The 15,293-nt window shown below is 67.9% G+C and carries 12 protein-coding genes; 7 read left to right on the top strand and 5 right to left on the bottom strand.

Features of this window, described 5'->3' with window-relative positions:
• The first annotated feature begins 41 nt into the window (after positions 1-41).
• From uxaC to LCL87_RS13980, 4 genes are read left to right on the top strand one after another with little or no spacing between them, the layout of a single operon-like run.
• Positions 42-1,463 carry a glucuronate isomerase gene (gene uxaC / locus LCL87_RS13995; protein WP_225020558.1) on the top strand — a complete coding sequence of 474 codons (1,422 nt, stop codon included), beginning with the start codon at positions 42-44 and terminating at the stop codon, positions 1,461-1,463.
• 41 nt (positions 1,464-1,504) lie between these two features.
• On the top strand, positions 1,505-2,884 hold the full coding sequence (locus LCL87_RS13990; protein ID WP_225020557.1) for a mannitol dehydrogenase family protein: 1,380 nt from the start codon (positions 1,505-1,507) through the stop codon (positions 2,882-2,884).
• Positions 2,881-4,110, top strand: coding sequence for a D-mannonate dehydratase ManD (gene manD, locus LCL87_RS13985; protein ID WP_225020555.1), 1,230 nt, complete (start codon positions 2,881-2,883; stop codon positions 4,108-4,110). The genes LCL87_RS13990 and manD overlap by 4 nt, the downstream gene beginning before the upstream one ends.
• A gap of 12 nt (positions 4,111-4,122) precedes the next feature.
• Positions 4,123-4,650 carry a gluconokinase gene (locus LCL87_RS13980; protein WP_510850774.1) on the top strand — a complete coding sequence of 176 codons (528 nt, stop codon included), beginning with the start codon at positions 4,123-4,125 and terminating at the stop codon, positions 4,648-4,650.
• 60 nt (positions 4,651-4,710) lie between these two features.
• Here the strand turns inward: LCL87_RS13980 and LCL87_RS25880 are convergent, their stop codons facing one another.
• Both LCL87_RS25880 and LCL87_RS13975 read right to left on the bottom strand, forming a co-directional pair.
• Positions 4,711-4,833 (bottom strand): hypothetical protein, encoded by a 123-nt coding sequence (locus tag LCL87_RS25880; RefSeq protein ID WP_510850765.1) that lies wholly within the window; start codon positions 4,831-4,833, stop codon positions 4,711-4,713.
• A gap of 384 nt (positions 4,834-5,217) precedes the next feature.
• A complete protein-coding gene (locus LCL87_RS13975; RefSeq protein ID WP_225020551.1) occupies positions 5,218-5,766 on the bottom strand; it encodes a hypothetical protein in 549 nt (182 codons plus the stop codon).
• A 141-nt stretch (positions 5,767-5,907) separates the two neighbouring features.
• Between LCL87_RS13975 and LCL87_RS13970 the strand changes: the two genes are divergently transcribed.
• Positions 5,908-7,224 carry an ion channel protein gene (locus tag LCL87_RS13970; protein ID WP_225020549.1) on the top strand — a complete coding sequence of 439 codons (1,317 nt, stop codon included), beginning with the start codon at positions 5,908-5,910 and terminating at the stop codon, positions 7,222-7,224.
• On the opposite strand, the gene LCL87_RS13965 is transcribed toward LCL87_RS13970, so the two are convergent.
• Positions 7,217-8,890, bottom strand: coding sequence for an ammonium transporter (locus LCL87_RS13965; protein WP_225020547.1), 1,674 nt, complete (start codon positions 8,888-8,890; stop codon positions 7,217-7,219). The genes LCL87_RS13970 and LCL87_RS13965 overlap by 8 nt on opposite strands.
• A 168-nt stretch (positions 8,891-9,058) precedes the next feature.
• Positions 9,059-9,355, bottom strand: a complete 297-nt coding sequence (locus tag LCL87_RS13960) for a PepSY domain-containing protein (protein WP_225020545.1) — start codon at positions 9,353-9,355, stop codon at positions 9,059-9,061.
• A 129-nt stretch (positions 9,356-9,484) separates the two neighbouring features.
• Here LCL87_RS13960 and glgX point away from each other — a divergent pair, with 129 nt between their 5' ends.
• Complete coding sequence (glgX, locus tag LCL87_RS13955) at positions 9,485-11,605, top strand: glycogen debranching protein GlgX (protein ID WP_225020543.1); 2,121 nt, start codon at positions 9,485-9,487, stop codon at positions 11,603-11,605.
• Positions 11,602-13,980 carry a malto-oligosyltrehalose synthase gene (gene treY, locus LCL87_RS13950; RefSeq protein ID WP_225020541.1) on the top strand — a complete coding sequence of 793 codons (2,379 nt, stop codon included), beginning with the start codon at positions 11,602-11,604 and terminating at the stop codon, positions 13,978-13,980. The genes glgX and treY overlap by 4 nt, the downstream gene beginning before the upstream one ends.
• Positions 13,981-14,152: 172 nt before the next feature.
• Here the strand turns inward: treY and LCL87_RS13945 are convergent, their stop codons facing one another.
• Positions 14,153-15,268, bottom strand: a complete 1,116-nt coding sequence (locus tag LCL87_RS13945; protein ID WP_225020539.1) for a phosphotransferase — start codon at positions 15,266-15,268, stop codon at positions 14,153-14,155.
• Between the last annotated feature and the right edge of the window lie 25 nt (positions 15,269-15,293).

Raw genomic sequence — 15,293 nt, 5'->3', positions numbered from 1 at the left:
AACCGGTTGACAATGTAGGTCGATCCACCGAAGATTGCCCTATGCCACAGTCGATCGCAGCAAACCCCGACCGACTCCTTCCCGCGGACCCGGGCACGCGTGCAATAGCGCGCTCGCTCCTGCAGCGAGTCGACGACCTGCCCATCATCTCGCCGCACGGCCACGTCGACGCGGCCCTCCTCGAACGAAACGAGCCGTTCCCCGACCCCGCGACGCTGCTCGTGCGCCCGGACCACTACGTCACCCGACTCCTCCATTCCGACGGAGTCCGGCTCGAGCGCCTCGGTGTGGGCCGGGCCGGCATGTCGGCCACTCCTGCCCCTGATTCCCGAGCAATCTGGCGCACGTTCTGCGAGGCCTGGCCACTGTTCGCCGGAACGGCGTCCGGGTACTGGCTGGACACCCAGTTGCGGGAGGTTTTCGGTCTCGCCGAGGAACTCGGCCCGGAGACCGCGGACGCAACGTACGACGCTATCTCACATCAGCTGGAAAGGCCGGACTTCCGGCCGCGCAAGCTGTTCCACGATTTCGGGATCGAGGTCCTCGCGACCACGGACGATCCTCTGGACTCGCTCTCGAGCCACGAAGCACTGGCCACGGATCCCGATTTCCACGGGCGTGTGCTCCCCACTTTTCGGCCCGACGCGTACATCGATCTTGCCCATCCGGCGTGGCGGGACAACGTCGACCGGCTCATCGCCACCGCCGGCAACGGTGCCACCGGGTACCGCGGGTACATCGCCGCCCTGGAGAATCGCCGCCACTACTTCATCGAACGCGGTGCCGTGTCGGCCGACCATGGGGTCCGGACCCCGGCCACGCTCGCGCTCGACGAAGCCGATGCCGCAGCCATTTTCGACCGTGCACGGGCCGGCCGGGCATCTCCGCAGGACCGGAACTCGTTCGAGGCACACATGCTGTATCAGATGGCGAGGATGTCGGTGGAGGACGGACTGGTGATGACCATCCATCCCGGCTCGCTCCGCAACCATCACAGACCGACGTACGACGCCTTCGGCTCCGATACCGGGCACGACATCCCGGTCGCGATCGACTACACCGCGGCACTCAGGCCGTTGTTGCAGGACTTCGGCACAGCCAAGGGGTTCCACCTCGTGTTGTTCACGATGGACGAGACGGTCTACTCACGCGAACTCGCCCCGCTCGCGGGCTTCTACCCTTCGGTGTATCTCGGCGCGCCCTGGTGGTTCCTGGACGCACCCGATGCAATCCTCCGATTCCGGGCGGCCGTGACCGAGACTGCGGGCTTCTCACGATCCTCGGGCTTCATCGACGACACCCGTGCCTTCTGTTCGATTCCGGCGCGCCACGACATGGCCCGCCGCATCGAGGCAGCATTCCTGTCCCGGCTCGTAGCCGAGCACCGGATCAGCGAGGAACGCGCACACGAGATCATCGTCGACATCGTCGATACCGCGCCGCGTCGGGTGTTCAAGCTGTGAGCACCGTCAGCCTATCCTCTAGTCGCACAACGGTTCCGCGATTGGCGCGAGCCCGCACGGGCCTGCCGGCGGCTCCACCGCGGATCGTCCACCTGGGCCTGGGAGCATTTCATCGATCACACCAAGCCTGGTACACGCACCGCTGCGGGGAGGCCGACGACTGGGGAATCGCCGCGTTCACCGGTCGACGTCCGGACGCCGCGACGCGCCTGACGGTGCAGGGTGGCCTGTACACCGTGGTCGAACGCTCCGATGCCTGCGACACCTTCGAGGTGGTCGGTAGCATCGTCGAGGCCGTCGACGGGGCCGACGTCCAACGCCTCCGCTCTCTCATGGCCACCCCGCACACGGCGGTGGTCACGTTGACGATCACGGAGGCCGCCTACGGGGTGGGCGTGGACGGGCGTCTCGACTACTCGGCCCCGGACGTCGCCCGCGAGATCGCTCTGCTGCAGGACCACCGCGCCGCTCCTGCAACGCCATTGGGCCGCCTGGTGTCGGCGCTCGCCGCCCGCCGGCGTGCCGACGCGGGCCCCCTCGCCATCGTGAGCTGTGACAATGTGACCGACAACGGTTCAGTGGCCCGCGAGGCGGTGACCGCGCTTGCGGCAACCGTCGACACAGACTTGGCATGGTGGATCGACCAGAACGTGAGCTTCGTCGGCACGTCCGTGGACCGCATCACTCCGCGCACGACGGAGTCCGATCTGGCGGCGGTCACCCGGGCGTGCGGGTATCGCGACGACTCCGCCGTGGTGGCGGAACCGTTCCACAACTGGGTGCTCAGTGGCACCTTCCCCGAGGGCAGGCCTCGCTGGGACGAGGCCGGCGCCGAGTTCGTGGACGACCTCGGCCCGTACGAGCGCCGGAAGTTGTGGCTCCTCAACGGCGCCCACTCCCTGCTGGCATACGTCGGATCGCTCCGCGGCCACCGGACGGTGGCCGAGGCCCTCACCGACGACCTGTGTGGTGACGCGATGGAGGCCCTGTGGGAGGAGGCGTCCAGGCACCTTCCGGAGGCCGACCTACGGCTCGGGGACTACCGCGCGGCGCTGCTGGAACGTTTCGGCAATCGCCGCATCGCCCACGCGCTCGCACAGATTGCGATCGACGGAAGCACCAAACTCCGCATGCGCATCGTGCCGGTGCTGAAGGCCGAGCGAGCCGCCGGTCGTGGCGGTGCCGGCGCCGCGTTCGTCATCGCCGCGTGGGCCGACTTCCTCGCAGTCGGTGATCCGCAGGACTCGGCGATCTCCGCCATCCGAGCCGCGAACCTGCTGGGCCGTCGTGCCCGACTGCAGTACCTTCTCGAACTCCTCGACCCCGAACTCGGCGCCGACGACGACGTGGTTGCCCTGGTACAGAACCTGTCCGGCTACGTCGCTCCGGACCGGAACCATCTCCGAAAGGAAGAGTCGTGAAAATCATTGCGGCAGACGTCTTCGTGACCAGTCCGACGCGCAACTTCGTCACCCTCCGCCTCACCACCGACGACGGTGTCGTCGGTATCGGCGACGCCACGCTGAATGGGCGGGAACTGGCGGTCGCGACGTATCTGCGCGAGCATGTCGCCCAGTTGCTCCTCGGGATGGATCCGCACCGCATCGAGGACACCTGGCAGTTCCTCTACCGTGGTTCCTACTGGCGTCGCGGGCCGGTGACGATGGCGGCGATCGCGGCCGTCGACATGGCGTTGTGGGACATCAAGGGCAAGGTGGCGGGTCTGCCGGTCTATCAGCTGCTCGGCGGCGCGTCCCGCAGGGGGCTGCGCGCGTACGGTCACGCGTCGGGGCTCGACACCGAGTCGCTGTTCGACTCGATTCGCGAGCACCTCGAACTCGGCTACAAGTCGATTCGGATCCAGACGGCTGTTCCGGGACTCCGGTCCGTGTACGGCGTCGCGGCGCAGTCGCAGGCAACCGGCGAGCGGTACGACTACGAGCCGGCCGGCAGAGGTTCGTTCCCACAAGAGGAGGACTGGGACACCCGTGCCTATCTCCGTCACGTTCCGACGATCTTCGAGGCGGTACGCAACGAGTTCGGGCCGGAACTCCCGCTCCTGCACGACGGACATCACCGGATGACACCGATCCAGGCGGCACAGCTCGGTAAGGCCCTCGAGCCCTACGACCTTTACTGGCTGGAGGACTGCACGCCCGCCGAGAATCAGGAGGCACTGCGGGTGGTACGGCAGCACACCACCACGCCACTGGCGATCGGGGAGGTGTTCAACACGGTGTACGACTTCCAGACGTTGATCCGGGAACAACTGATCGACTACGTCCGGGCGGCATCCACCCACTTCGGCGGGATCTCACCACTGAAGAAGGTCATGGACTACGCCGCGCAGTACCAGGTGAAATCGGGCTTCCACGGTCCCACCGACATCTCCCCCGTCGGATTCGCCGCGCAACTGCACGTGGGTCTTGCGATCCACAACTTCGGGATCCAGGAGTACATGCAGCACTCGGACGCGACGAACGCCGTGTTCGAACAGTCGATGACCTTCGTCGACGGCTACCTCCATCCGGGTGCACGGCCGGGCCTGGGCGTCGAGTTCAATGTCGAAGCCGCCGAATCCTTTCCGTACGAACAGGCGTACCTACCGTACAACCGCCTGGCGGACGGTACCGTTCATGACTGGTGAGCGATGCTGCCGATGATGCCGCGGCGCACACGCCATGTCGTGGTGATGGGGGTCTCGGGCTGCGGCAAGAGCACTGTCGGCAGTGCTCTTGCCGCGGCCGTCGGCGCAGAGTTCCTCGACGCAGATACGCTTCATCCGCGGGTGAACATCGACAAGATGTCGGCCGGGATACCCCTGACCGACGACGACCGGCTCCCCTGGCTCGCCGAGGTGGGTGAGCGTTTCGCGGGAACGGGCCACGACCTCGTCGTCGCCTGCAGTGCCCTCACTCGCGCGTACCGCGACGTCATCCGCAACCACGACTCCACCGTGACGTTCATGCATCTCCACGGCCCGCCCGACGTGCTGGCCGATCGAATGCGATCACGTCCCGGACATTTCATGCCGACGTCGCTGCTCGACTCGCAACTGGCGACGTTGGAGCCGCTCCAACCAGATGAAGATGCGATCACCGTCGACTTCTCGGCGCCGGTTGTGGATCTCGTCGCCGGAGCCATTGAATCGTGGTGGCGAGCACGGAACTGTTACACGGATAGCTGACAATTTCCTGGCTGATCCGCGGGCTCCGAAACCTCTATGGAGCACCCGCAACGGCGCGGGTCACCATGCCGCCGGCCGAGGCTCAGCGCCCTCGAGCGCCGGGAAGTGGGGGGCGACCTCTTCGATGAGCTGTTGCACCACCTCCGCGGCGGGACGGGCTCCGTGCTGGACGCCGAATGCCATGTGGTTGACACCTATTCTGCGATAACGGTCGATGATTTCGAGCAACGCTTCCGATCCTGTCCGCAGGACGAACCCGCCACGTAGTGGCGTCGGAGGTGTCCGCGGGTCCTCCGCGAGGTCGATCCACTCGTTCGTGGCGCCCTGGTCCGCGCGGTCCTGCATGGCCAGGAATGACGTCCTGGGTCCCGGCGCAATGATGGGATCCCCGCGACGTGGAACGCTGGTGGCGCCGACTTCTCAGACATGACGCGGCGGCTACACCCTCCTCACCCGCACAGCACGCGCGTCGGTGGATGAGCGCGCCGCGGCGAAGTGTCAGTGGTCCGCTCGGCCGGCCGTCGGCGCCTCCTACCTCAACGAGTTGGCATCGTCGCCCATGCCCTTCTAGCCGATGAAGGCGACGCCGACCCGTGGACCGGCATCCGCGGTCGGGATCGTCGGGCTGTTCCACCACGACTGCGGTGTCGTGTCGTAGAGATAGCCGCCGAAGACAGGGTTTCCGCTCGGGCGCATGTTCACCACGATCCAGTTCCTGTTGTCGTATCCGGCGACGACGTAGAAGTTGTCCGGCGCGGCGGCACCGACGGCAACGAACTTCGTCGTCGGAGACTCGAGGGCGTCGACCTCGTGCACCCGCCGGTACTCGGTGGCGTAGACCGTGCCCATCTTCGTTGCCGAGACGATCACGGTCCGACCGACCTCGTAGACCGGGACGCCCGCGTTGCGGGCCGCGACGAGCGCGTCGACGCCGAGGTGCTCCGACGAACCGACCCCACCGGACGAACCTCCCTCCACCGATCCGACGATCGACGTCAACGGGTCGGTGCCGGGCAACGCGGCCGCGGGCCCGGCCGCCCCCGTGACCACTACTGCGGACAGCGCCGCGGAAACGACCGCAGCAGAGAACAGACGCTGAAACATGCGTGTCTTCACGAGAACTCCCCCGATTTCGATCATGTCGACCCACTCCTGTCCGGATATCCCCGACGAACGGGATTCTGTTACCGGACGCCGACCCGTCATCCCGCTGCGCGGTGCCGGAGTACCTGCGCCTGCCCGCCCGGGCGTCGTAGCGTGGAGGACGAGCACTCCGACCCGTCGAACAGGGAGACACCGGAGGCAGCGTTGGACGTCGTGTTCCCGAGCACCCGGACGATCGCCCGCGAGGCCGTCCCCTCCGTTCTCGTGGGTGTGGCGGCCGCGGTCATCCCGATCGTGATGGTGCTCGTCACCGACCGGGTCACCGACCTGCTCTACGCCTGGATCCCCGATCTGATCGGGTTCGACGGCTATGCCCGGTGGTGGATCTTCGCGGTACTCACCGGAATCGGTCTGTTGGTGGGCCTGCTGGTGTGGAAGCTGCCGGGGCACGGCGGACCCGACCCCGCGACCGCCGGACTGGTGGGTCCGCCGATCCCGCTCGGCTCGTTGCCGTCGCTGGCGCTCGTCGTGGCGCTCGCGCTGGGTGCCGGTGTGAGCCTCGGCCCGGAGAACCCGCTGATCGCGATCAACGTCGCGGTCGCGGCGTGGATCCTGGGCCGGCTGTGGCCGACCATGCCGACCAAACGCGTCGTCTGGCTGACGACGTCCGCGACGATCGGCGTCCTGTTCGGTACCCCGCTCGCCGGACCGCTGGCGTTCGTCGAACTCGCCGGACGCCGCCCGAAAGGCGAACTGTGGGAGAACATGTTCGCGCCGCTCGTCGCGGCCGGCGCGGGCACCGCGACGATGTTCCTCCTCGACCGGCCGATGCTCATCATCGACGTCCCCGAATACCGATGGCCCACGATCGGGCACGTCCTGATCGGGACACTCATCGCGGTCGGCACCGCCGCCTTCTTCCTGCTGGGCGTCCCCGCCTTCCACCGGATGCACGCGCTGTTCCACGCACTGCCGAACCCGGTCCTGGCGATCGGGCTCGGCGGCGCGATCCTCGGCGTCCTCGGCGCGATCGGTGGACCCGCGACGCTCTTCAAGGACGCCGAGAACATGGGGCGGGTCACCGCCGACGCCGGAAACCAGTCGGCGGGCCGGCTCGCGATCTTCGCGCTGATCAACCTGGTGGCGCTGCTCGTCGCGTCGAGCTGCGGGTTCCGGGGCGGCCGGACGTTCGCCTCCGTGTTCGTCGGGCTCGACGTCGGGCTGCTGGTGCACGCGCTGTTCGACACGGTTCCGCTCGCCCTGACGGTGTCGTGCGCGGTGCTCGGTGCCCTCGTCGTCGCGGTACGCAGCTGCTGGCTGGGCCTGTTCATCGGGGCGACGATGGTGGCGTCCTTCGGGGTGGTGCCGGTGCTGTGTATCGCGGTCCTACCGGTCTGGCTGCTCACGGTTCACAGCGGCCAGTTGGTCGTCGGCCCCAACACGGTGCCACTCGAGAAACACGTCAGCTGACGGAGTCGTCCGAGCGGGCCTGCGCCGTCAGTGGTTCCGCTGCTTGCTGCACGTAACCCTCGTGGCCGCCGATCGTGTTGCGGTCCAGCGCATCGAGCACAGCCTCGACATCCGCATCGCGCACCAGGACCTCCACCTTGAGACGCAAGGCGAGCACGAGCTCGCTGCGCTGATCGCGCATCACCACCGTGTCGCGATGGGTCGAGGGGGCGTGCACCTCGGTCACCACTATCGATCGGGCGCCGGCCTCGCGGAGGGCGAGTTCCAGCTTGCCCGCGTCGACCGCCCGGACGAGCACCGTGACCAGGCGATACTGCACTCCCGGTGGCGACTGTGCAATCCGGGTCGAAGTCACCGGCGGCTCGTCGACCGCACCCGACGCCAGCCCGGCTCCGGCGACGAACGACGGCGCGAACTGGTAGGCGTCCATCCCCTGCCGACGGCGGTCCAGACCGAACTCCTCGTCGGCCGGCAGCCGCAGGCCCACGGTCTTGTCCGTGGTGATCGCGATCGCGAACGTGACGACGAACGAGAACGCGATCACGACGACGAGCGCGAGCGCCTGGTTCCCGAGCAGCGAGAAGCCCCCACCGAAGAAGAGTCCGTCGGCCCCGATCACATTGATCGCCTTCTTCCCGAAGAAGCCCAGCAGGAGCGAGCCGAGCACGCCGCCGACGAAGTGCACGGCGATCACATCGAGCGCGTCGTCGAACCTGAACAGCACCTTCAGGCGCAGCGCGAACTGACAGGCGAATCCGGCGATCGCGCCGATCAGCAGCGCGGACGCGGTGTCGACGTATCCGGCGCACGGCGTGATCGTCGCCAGCCCCGCCACCGCGCCGGTCGCCGCACCCACCACGGTGGACCGCCCTTGCCGGAAGCGCTCCATGATCAGCCAGATCACCATGCCCGCGGCCGCCGCGACGTGGGTGTTGAGCAGGGCTTGCGCGGCAATACCGTTCGCCTGCAGACCATCTCCCGCATTGAACCCGAACCAGCCGAACCACAGGATGCCGGCGCCGATCATCGTGAGCGGCACCGAGTGCGGGACCGTCTCGGTGTCGGGCCAGCCGGTCCGCCGGCCGACGACCAGAAGGATCGCCAGCGCAGCAGCCCCCGCCGACGCGTGGACCACCATGCCGCCCGCCCAGTCCTGCGCGCCTCGGCTCGCGAGCCAACCCTCAGGGTTGAACAGCCAGTGCGCGATCGGTGCGTACACGATCACCGGCCACACCGCGAGGATCGTCACCCATCCCGCGATCTTCAACCGGTTTGCCGTCGCCCCGGTGATCAAGGCGGGCGTGATGATCGCGAACATCATCTGGTACGCCACGAAGGCCAACGCCGGTATCGCGACTCCCGGCACCACGACATGCAGTGCCGGACTGGGTGCTTCGTCCAGATTCTGCAGGGCGAACAGCTTCAGGTCACCGAACAGTCCCCCCGCGGCGTCGTCGCTGAAGGCGATGCTGTGTCCGATCAGGATCCACACCACCGTCACCACACCGAGCGGGACGAAGTTCTGCTGGATCATCACCAACGTGTTGCGGCTCTTCACCATTCCGGCGTAGAAGAACGCCAGACCTGGAACCATGAACAGCACCAGCGCGGCGCAGACCAGCACCCAGGCGGTGTCGCCGCCGTCCATGGGATTCGAAACGGTCACGGAAAACACCTCCGGAGGGACAGCTCCGGTCGCCCCGATGTCACGGATCAGGTTGCGGGACAAACCGTTCAAACGACGCAGCCGCAATGGAGGGTCGTCGGACCCTCAGTCTAGAGCGGTGATCGTGCGGCGGTAAGCCCCCGAATCCGCAGTCGGTCGGGCGGGCGGTCAGCGTTGGGAGGTCGCGGCGGGCATCGTCGCCTCGTCCTCGGGTTCACTCTCGATGATGCGGCCGGTCTGCAGATCGACGTCGATCTCACGCCGCTCACCCTGAAGGTTCACGTAGTCGATCTCGACGGTGGGCCGGCCGTCCTCCTCGTCGAGTTCGATGCCCAGGATCGCGGGTCCCGGCGGCGCCTCCTGCGCTGCGGCCTGGCCGGCACCGACCACGAGTGCTCCGGATCCGACGACGGCCGAGCCGATCACCACGGCGGCCACCCTCGCTGCGCGCGACTGGAAGAACATGGGACCTCACCTCTCCCGGTGACTCGATCTCGTTCCACGCTAGACCGGAATCCCGCACGAGCGACAGGCCCGTGAATCGCGCACCGCAGCCCGGGTGCACCCGACCGCTTCCGGCTAGGGTTCAGCAGCATGGAGCGGAGCGACGGGGCCGGTGGAACACCGCCGGTCGAGATGTGGCCGGGGGCCGCGTATCCGCTCGGTGCCACGTACGACGGCGGCGGTACCAACTTCTCCCTGTTCTCCGAGGCTGCCGAGGCCGTGGACCTGTGCCTGGTCGCCAAGGACGGCACCGAGACCCGCGTCCCGCTCGACGAGGTCGACGGCCACGTGTGGCACGCCTACCTGCCGTCGGTCGGGCCCGGGCAGCGGTACGGCTTCCGGGTCCACGGCCCGTTCGACCCGGAAGCCGGGCTGCGGTGCGATCCGTCCAAGTTGCTGCTCGATCCCTACGGCAAGGCGTTCGACGGCGCCTTCGACGGACATCCCTCACTGCACACCTACGGAGAGGACTCGCTCGGCCACACCATGACGACGGTCGTCATCAATCCCTTCTTCGATTGGGGCGCCGACCGCGCGCCCCGCACGCCCTACCACGAGACCCTCATCTACGAGGCGCACGTCAAGGGCATGACCGCGACGCATCCCGAGATCCCGGCGGAGCTGCGCGGCACCTACGCCGGGCTCGCGCATCCCGCGGTGATCGACCACCTCCGCGCGCTCGGGGTCACCGCGATCGAGCTGATGCCGGTGCACCAGTTCATGCACGACCAGGTCCTGCTCGATCAGGGGCTGCGAAACTACTGGGGCTACAACAGCTTCGGATTCCTGGCACCGCACACCGAGTACTCGTCGGCCACCAAACCGAGCGGCGTGGTGACCGAGTTCAAGACGATGGTCCGCGCGTTCCACGACGCCGGGATCGAGGTGATCCTCGACGTCGTCTACAACCACACCGCCGAGGGCGACCATCGCGGTCCGACCGTCGTCTTCCGCGGCATCGACAACGCCGCCTACTACCGACTGGACGACGACGATCGGTCGCGCTACACGGACTACACGGGCACCGGCAACAGTCTCAATGCCCGGCACCCGCACACCCTCCAGCTCATCATGGACTCGCTGCGGTACTGGGTCACCGAAATGCACGTCGACGGGTTCCGCTTCGATCTGGCGTCGACCCTCGCCCGCGAACTGCACGACGTGGACCGGCTTTCCGCGTTCTTCGACCTGGTGCAACAGGACCCGGTGGTGAGCCAGGTGAAGCTGATCGCCGAGCCCTGGGACGTCGGCGAGGGCGGCTACCAGGTCGGCAACTTCCCCGGGCTGTGGACCGAGTGGAACGGCAAGTACCGCGACACCGTCCGCGACTACTGGCGGGGCCGGCCGGCCACCCTGGGCGAGTTCGCGTCCCGGCTGACCGGGTCGTCGGACCTGTACGAGGCCACCGGGCGACGCCCCAGCGCGAGCATCAACTTCGTCACCGCGCACGACGGCTTCACCCTCGCCGACCTGGTGTCGTACGACGAGAAGCACAACGAGGCCAACGGCGAGGACAATCGGGACGGCGAGAGCCACAACCGCTCCTGGAACTGCGGCGTGGAGGGGCCTACCGACGACCCGGAGATCCTCGCCCTGCGGGCCCGCCAACGCCGGAACATCCTCGCGACGCTGCTACTCAGCCAGGGCACCCCGATGCTCGCGCACGGCGACGAGATCGGCCGCACCCAGCACGGCAACAACAACGTCTACTGCCAGGACTCGCCGCTGTCGTGGATGGACTGGTCGCTGGCCGACGCGAACGCGGACCTGCTCGCGTTCGCCCGGCGCGCGACGACACTGCGGGCTGCGCACCCGGTGTTCCGGCGGCGCCGATTCCTCGCCGGCCGCCCGGTCCGCGACCAGCACCGCCCCGACATCGCGTGGCTGACCCCGACCGGACGGGAGATGACCACCGAGGACTGGGACAGCGGCTTCGGCAAGGGACTGGTCGTCTATCTCGGCGGTGACGCGATCCCCGAACCCGATCACCGGGGCCGGCGTGTGGTCGACGACTCGTTCCTGTTGTTCTTCAACGCCCACGACGCGGACCTCGAGTTCGCGGTTCCGGGGGGACCGTCCGACATCCGATGGGTCGGCGAGCTGGACACCGCAGCTTCAACGGGTGCAACGGATCTCGTCGCACACTCCGGGGACACGCTCGAGGTTCCGTCCCGATCCCTGCTCGTACTGCGGCGGGACGGCCACTCATGAAACCGATCACCGCGACCTACCGCCTGCAACTTCGGGGCGACGTGTTCACCCTCGACGACGCGCGCCGACTCGCCGACTATCTCGATCGTCTCGGCGTCTCGCACGTCTACCTCTCGCCGATCCTGACGGCGATGCCCGGATCCACCCACGGCTACGACGTCACCGATCCCACGTCGGTGTCGTCCGAACTGGGCGGGCGCCCCGCGCTGGTCGCACTGTCCGCGGAACTGACCGAGCGGGGCATGGGTCTGATCGTCGACCTGGTGCCCAACCATGCCGGAATCGGCCGGCCACAGCAGAACCGCTGGTGGTGGGACGTGCTGACGAACGGCCACCGGTCGCCGTTCGCGCGGTTCTTCGACATCGACTGGCGCGACGACAACGGCACCGACGGACGGATCGCGCTGCCCGTGCTGGCCGAGGAGGGTGATCTCCTCGGCCTGACGGTCGACCGCACGGGCGGCACTCCCCTGCTGGCGCTCGGCGACCAGCGCTTCCCGATCGCCCCCGGCACCGACGACGGGGACCCGCGGGAGATCCACGCCCGGCAGCCGTATCGGCTGGTGCCGTGGCGGGAGGGGCGGGTCGGCTATCGGCGCTTCTTCGCGATCAACGATCTGGCCGCGCTCCGGCAGGAGGATCCACGGGTGTTCGACACCACCCATCACCAGTTCGCATCGTGGGTGCGCGACGACATGGTGGACGGTGTCCGGGTCGATCACCCCGACGGGTTGAGCGATCCCGCCGGCTACCTGCGCAACCTGCGCGAGTTGATCGGCCCCGAGCGCTGGCTGGTGGCCGAGAAGGTCCTCGCGGCCGGGGAACCCCTCGATCCCACGCTGCCGATCGACGGCACCACCGGCTACGACGCCCTCGCCGAGTACGGCGGCGTGTTTCTCGACCCGGCCGGGGCCGCGGCGCTGACCGAACTGGCGGCCCGGGCCGGCGCGCCCGGGGACCGTGACTGGTTGGACGAGAAGGGAACGGAGCTGCGCCGCAGCGTCGCTCGCGGCGATCTCGCCCCCGAGGTGCGCCGACTGACGCGGGCGGTGCTGCGGGACTCGCCGACGTTCTGCAATCCGGAGCAACTGCGCGAGGCACTGATCGAGGTGCTCGCGCACATGCCGGTGTACCGGTCCGACTACGCGCCCCTGGCGGGTGTCCTGCCACGGGTCATCGGCGACACCGTCGACCGGCATCCTGAATGGCAGACGGCACTGACGACGCTCGCGAGCGCCCTCGTCGACGGTACCGAGTCCCGGACCCGGTTCCACCAGGTGTGCGGGGCCGTCACCGCGAAGGCCGTGGAGGACTGCCTGTTCTATCGCACCCCCCGGCTCGTGTCGCTCCTCGAGGTCGGCGGCAACCCCGCAGTCGTCGGCTGCTCCCCCGCCGAGTTCCATCTGCGCGCCCACGAACGCTCCCGCCTCTGGCCCCGCACGATGACCACCCTGTCGACACACGACACCAAACGCGGCGAGGACGTCCGCGCCCGCATCGGGGTGCTCTCGCAGGTCCCGGAACTGTGGGCACGGTGCGTCGCCGACTGGGAGATGTCGGCCCCCAGTCCGGACGGCGTCCTGGGACTGATGCTGTGGCAGAACATGTTCGGTGTGTGGCCCGTCGACGGACCGTCTCCCGACGCGGTCGACCTGCGGCCACGCCTCCACCGCTACGCAGAGAAAGCCGCCCGCGAGGCCGGCGTGCGCACGTCGTGGACCGAGGTCGATGCGAAGTTCGAGGGTGCGCTGCACGACTGGATCGACCGGGTCGTCGACGGCCCGGTGGGCCGCAGCATCGGCCGGATCGCCCAGCACCTGGCACCGCACGGATGGTCGGACGCGCTGGGCCAGAAGCTGCTGCAACTGTGCGGGCCCGGCATCCCCGACGTGTACCAGGGCACCGAACTGTGGGAGGACTCGCTGGTCGACCCCGACAACCGGCGTCCCGTCGACTACACCGTCCGACGCGCCCTCCTGAAGTCGATGGACACCCCCGGCGTGGAGACCCCGCCGATCGACGCGTCGGGAGCGGCGAAACTGCACGTGACACGGATCGCGCTGCGGCTGCGGCGAGAACGCCCGAACAGTTTCGTCGGCGGGCACTACCGTCCCGTGTTCGGGGTCGGCCCGACCCGGGACCACCTCATCGGCTTCGCCAGGGGACCGGTCGGCGCAGCCTCCGACGTCATCGCGCTGGCGACTCGGCACAGCGTGTTGATCGCCGAGAACGGCTGGGGCAGTTCGGGCATCGCGCTACCGACCGGAAGCTGGTTCGACCGGCTCACCGGCGAGGTCTACGCGGGCTCCATCCCGCTGACGAAGGTGTTCGGCCGTCTTCCCGTCGCCCTTTTGGTCCGGCTGGACCGGCCGTGACGCCCCGCAGCACAACCAGGTTCGGACGGGCGCACGTATCGACTCCTCACCGCCCACGGAAGCAAGGGCAATCGCAGCGCTCGCGCAGCTGGAGCGTCGAAGGCACCTCGCGCGCCGCCGTTTCGCACCGCCCGACAGTCGATCGCCGTATCCCAAAGTGCAGTTCGGTTCGTCAGGCATCGAGAAACTCTCCTCCCGACACCCACGAGACCAACTCGTGGTCAAGTGCCGCAGCCTCCACACGCCGAAGCATCTCTACCGTCCACGAGGGATCGCGTTGGGCCAACGTATCGAGTACGACAACGCCGAGCACCATCACCACAACAGAATTGGCGATACCGAGGCGGTAGTCGCGAAGGCATTCAGCGATCCCGTAATCCGCTATTCCACGACCGGTGACTGTGTCTACGTAGGTGCGCAGCAGCACAGGTTCGTGCTCGCGTCGAGACTGCACCGACAGGCCGGCGATCGCGAACAGACCCAGGTCCATGCCTCCGCGGGCGCGGGCGATGTTCTCCCAATCTATTACGGCAATCTCACCGTCATCGGACATGCGAAAGATGTTGTCGAGCCTGAAATCAGAGTGCACAACGGTAGTTGGACCGCTCGCGAGCGCCTCCCTGACGTCAGCCAGCCGATCACCGAGTACGTCCAGTATCCCGGCTACCGGACCGCCGTCGGCCAGCAGTTCTGGCGCGTGGGCACGAACGCGTTCGTCGAAAACCACACGCCAGGGACCTGCCACCGCCGCCCGGGTCTTCTCCGCGCCCAATCGGACATCGGGCACCCACTCGACGGCGTCGGTGTTCGACCACCAATCGGCGTGGAACCGGGCGAGGGCCGCCACCACGGACGCAGCGTCGTCGAAAGAACACTCGCTGCGCGGCGACCCGAGACATCGCTGCGCCCCGAGGTCCTCGAGGAGCAGCACCGAATCACCGGTGTCGGTATCGACTTCGCCGAAATACAGGTCCGGAACGCGCAATCCGGAGTCCGGGGCGATCGACCGGTAAAACGCCAGCTCACGTGCGGCATAACCGAGCCGATGGAACAGCGCGCGGCGTCCCGCATCGGCATTGGGGAGTTTTGCGATCAGTGTCGCGGGAATGTCCGGGCCGCCGTGCAGCGCCAGACGGACGACCTGACCGGTAAGGCCTGCGCTGCTCTTCAACGGTTCGATGCGCACATCCGACACCGCACCGCGCCCCAGCGCCGACGACAACCACTCGGCCGTCATGTCATCGGCGGACCGAGGGAGATGAGCGAGCTCCCGATCTCCGGCGCCCATACCGACATCGTAGGACGCCAGGTCC

Source organism: Prescottella equi (assembly GCF_020171745.1).
GTDB lineage: Bacteria > Actinomycetota > Actinomycetes > Mycobacteriales > Mycobacteriaceae > Prescottella > Prescottella equi_A.
This window is presented reverse-complemented; position numbering and strand designations above follow the sequence as displayed.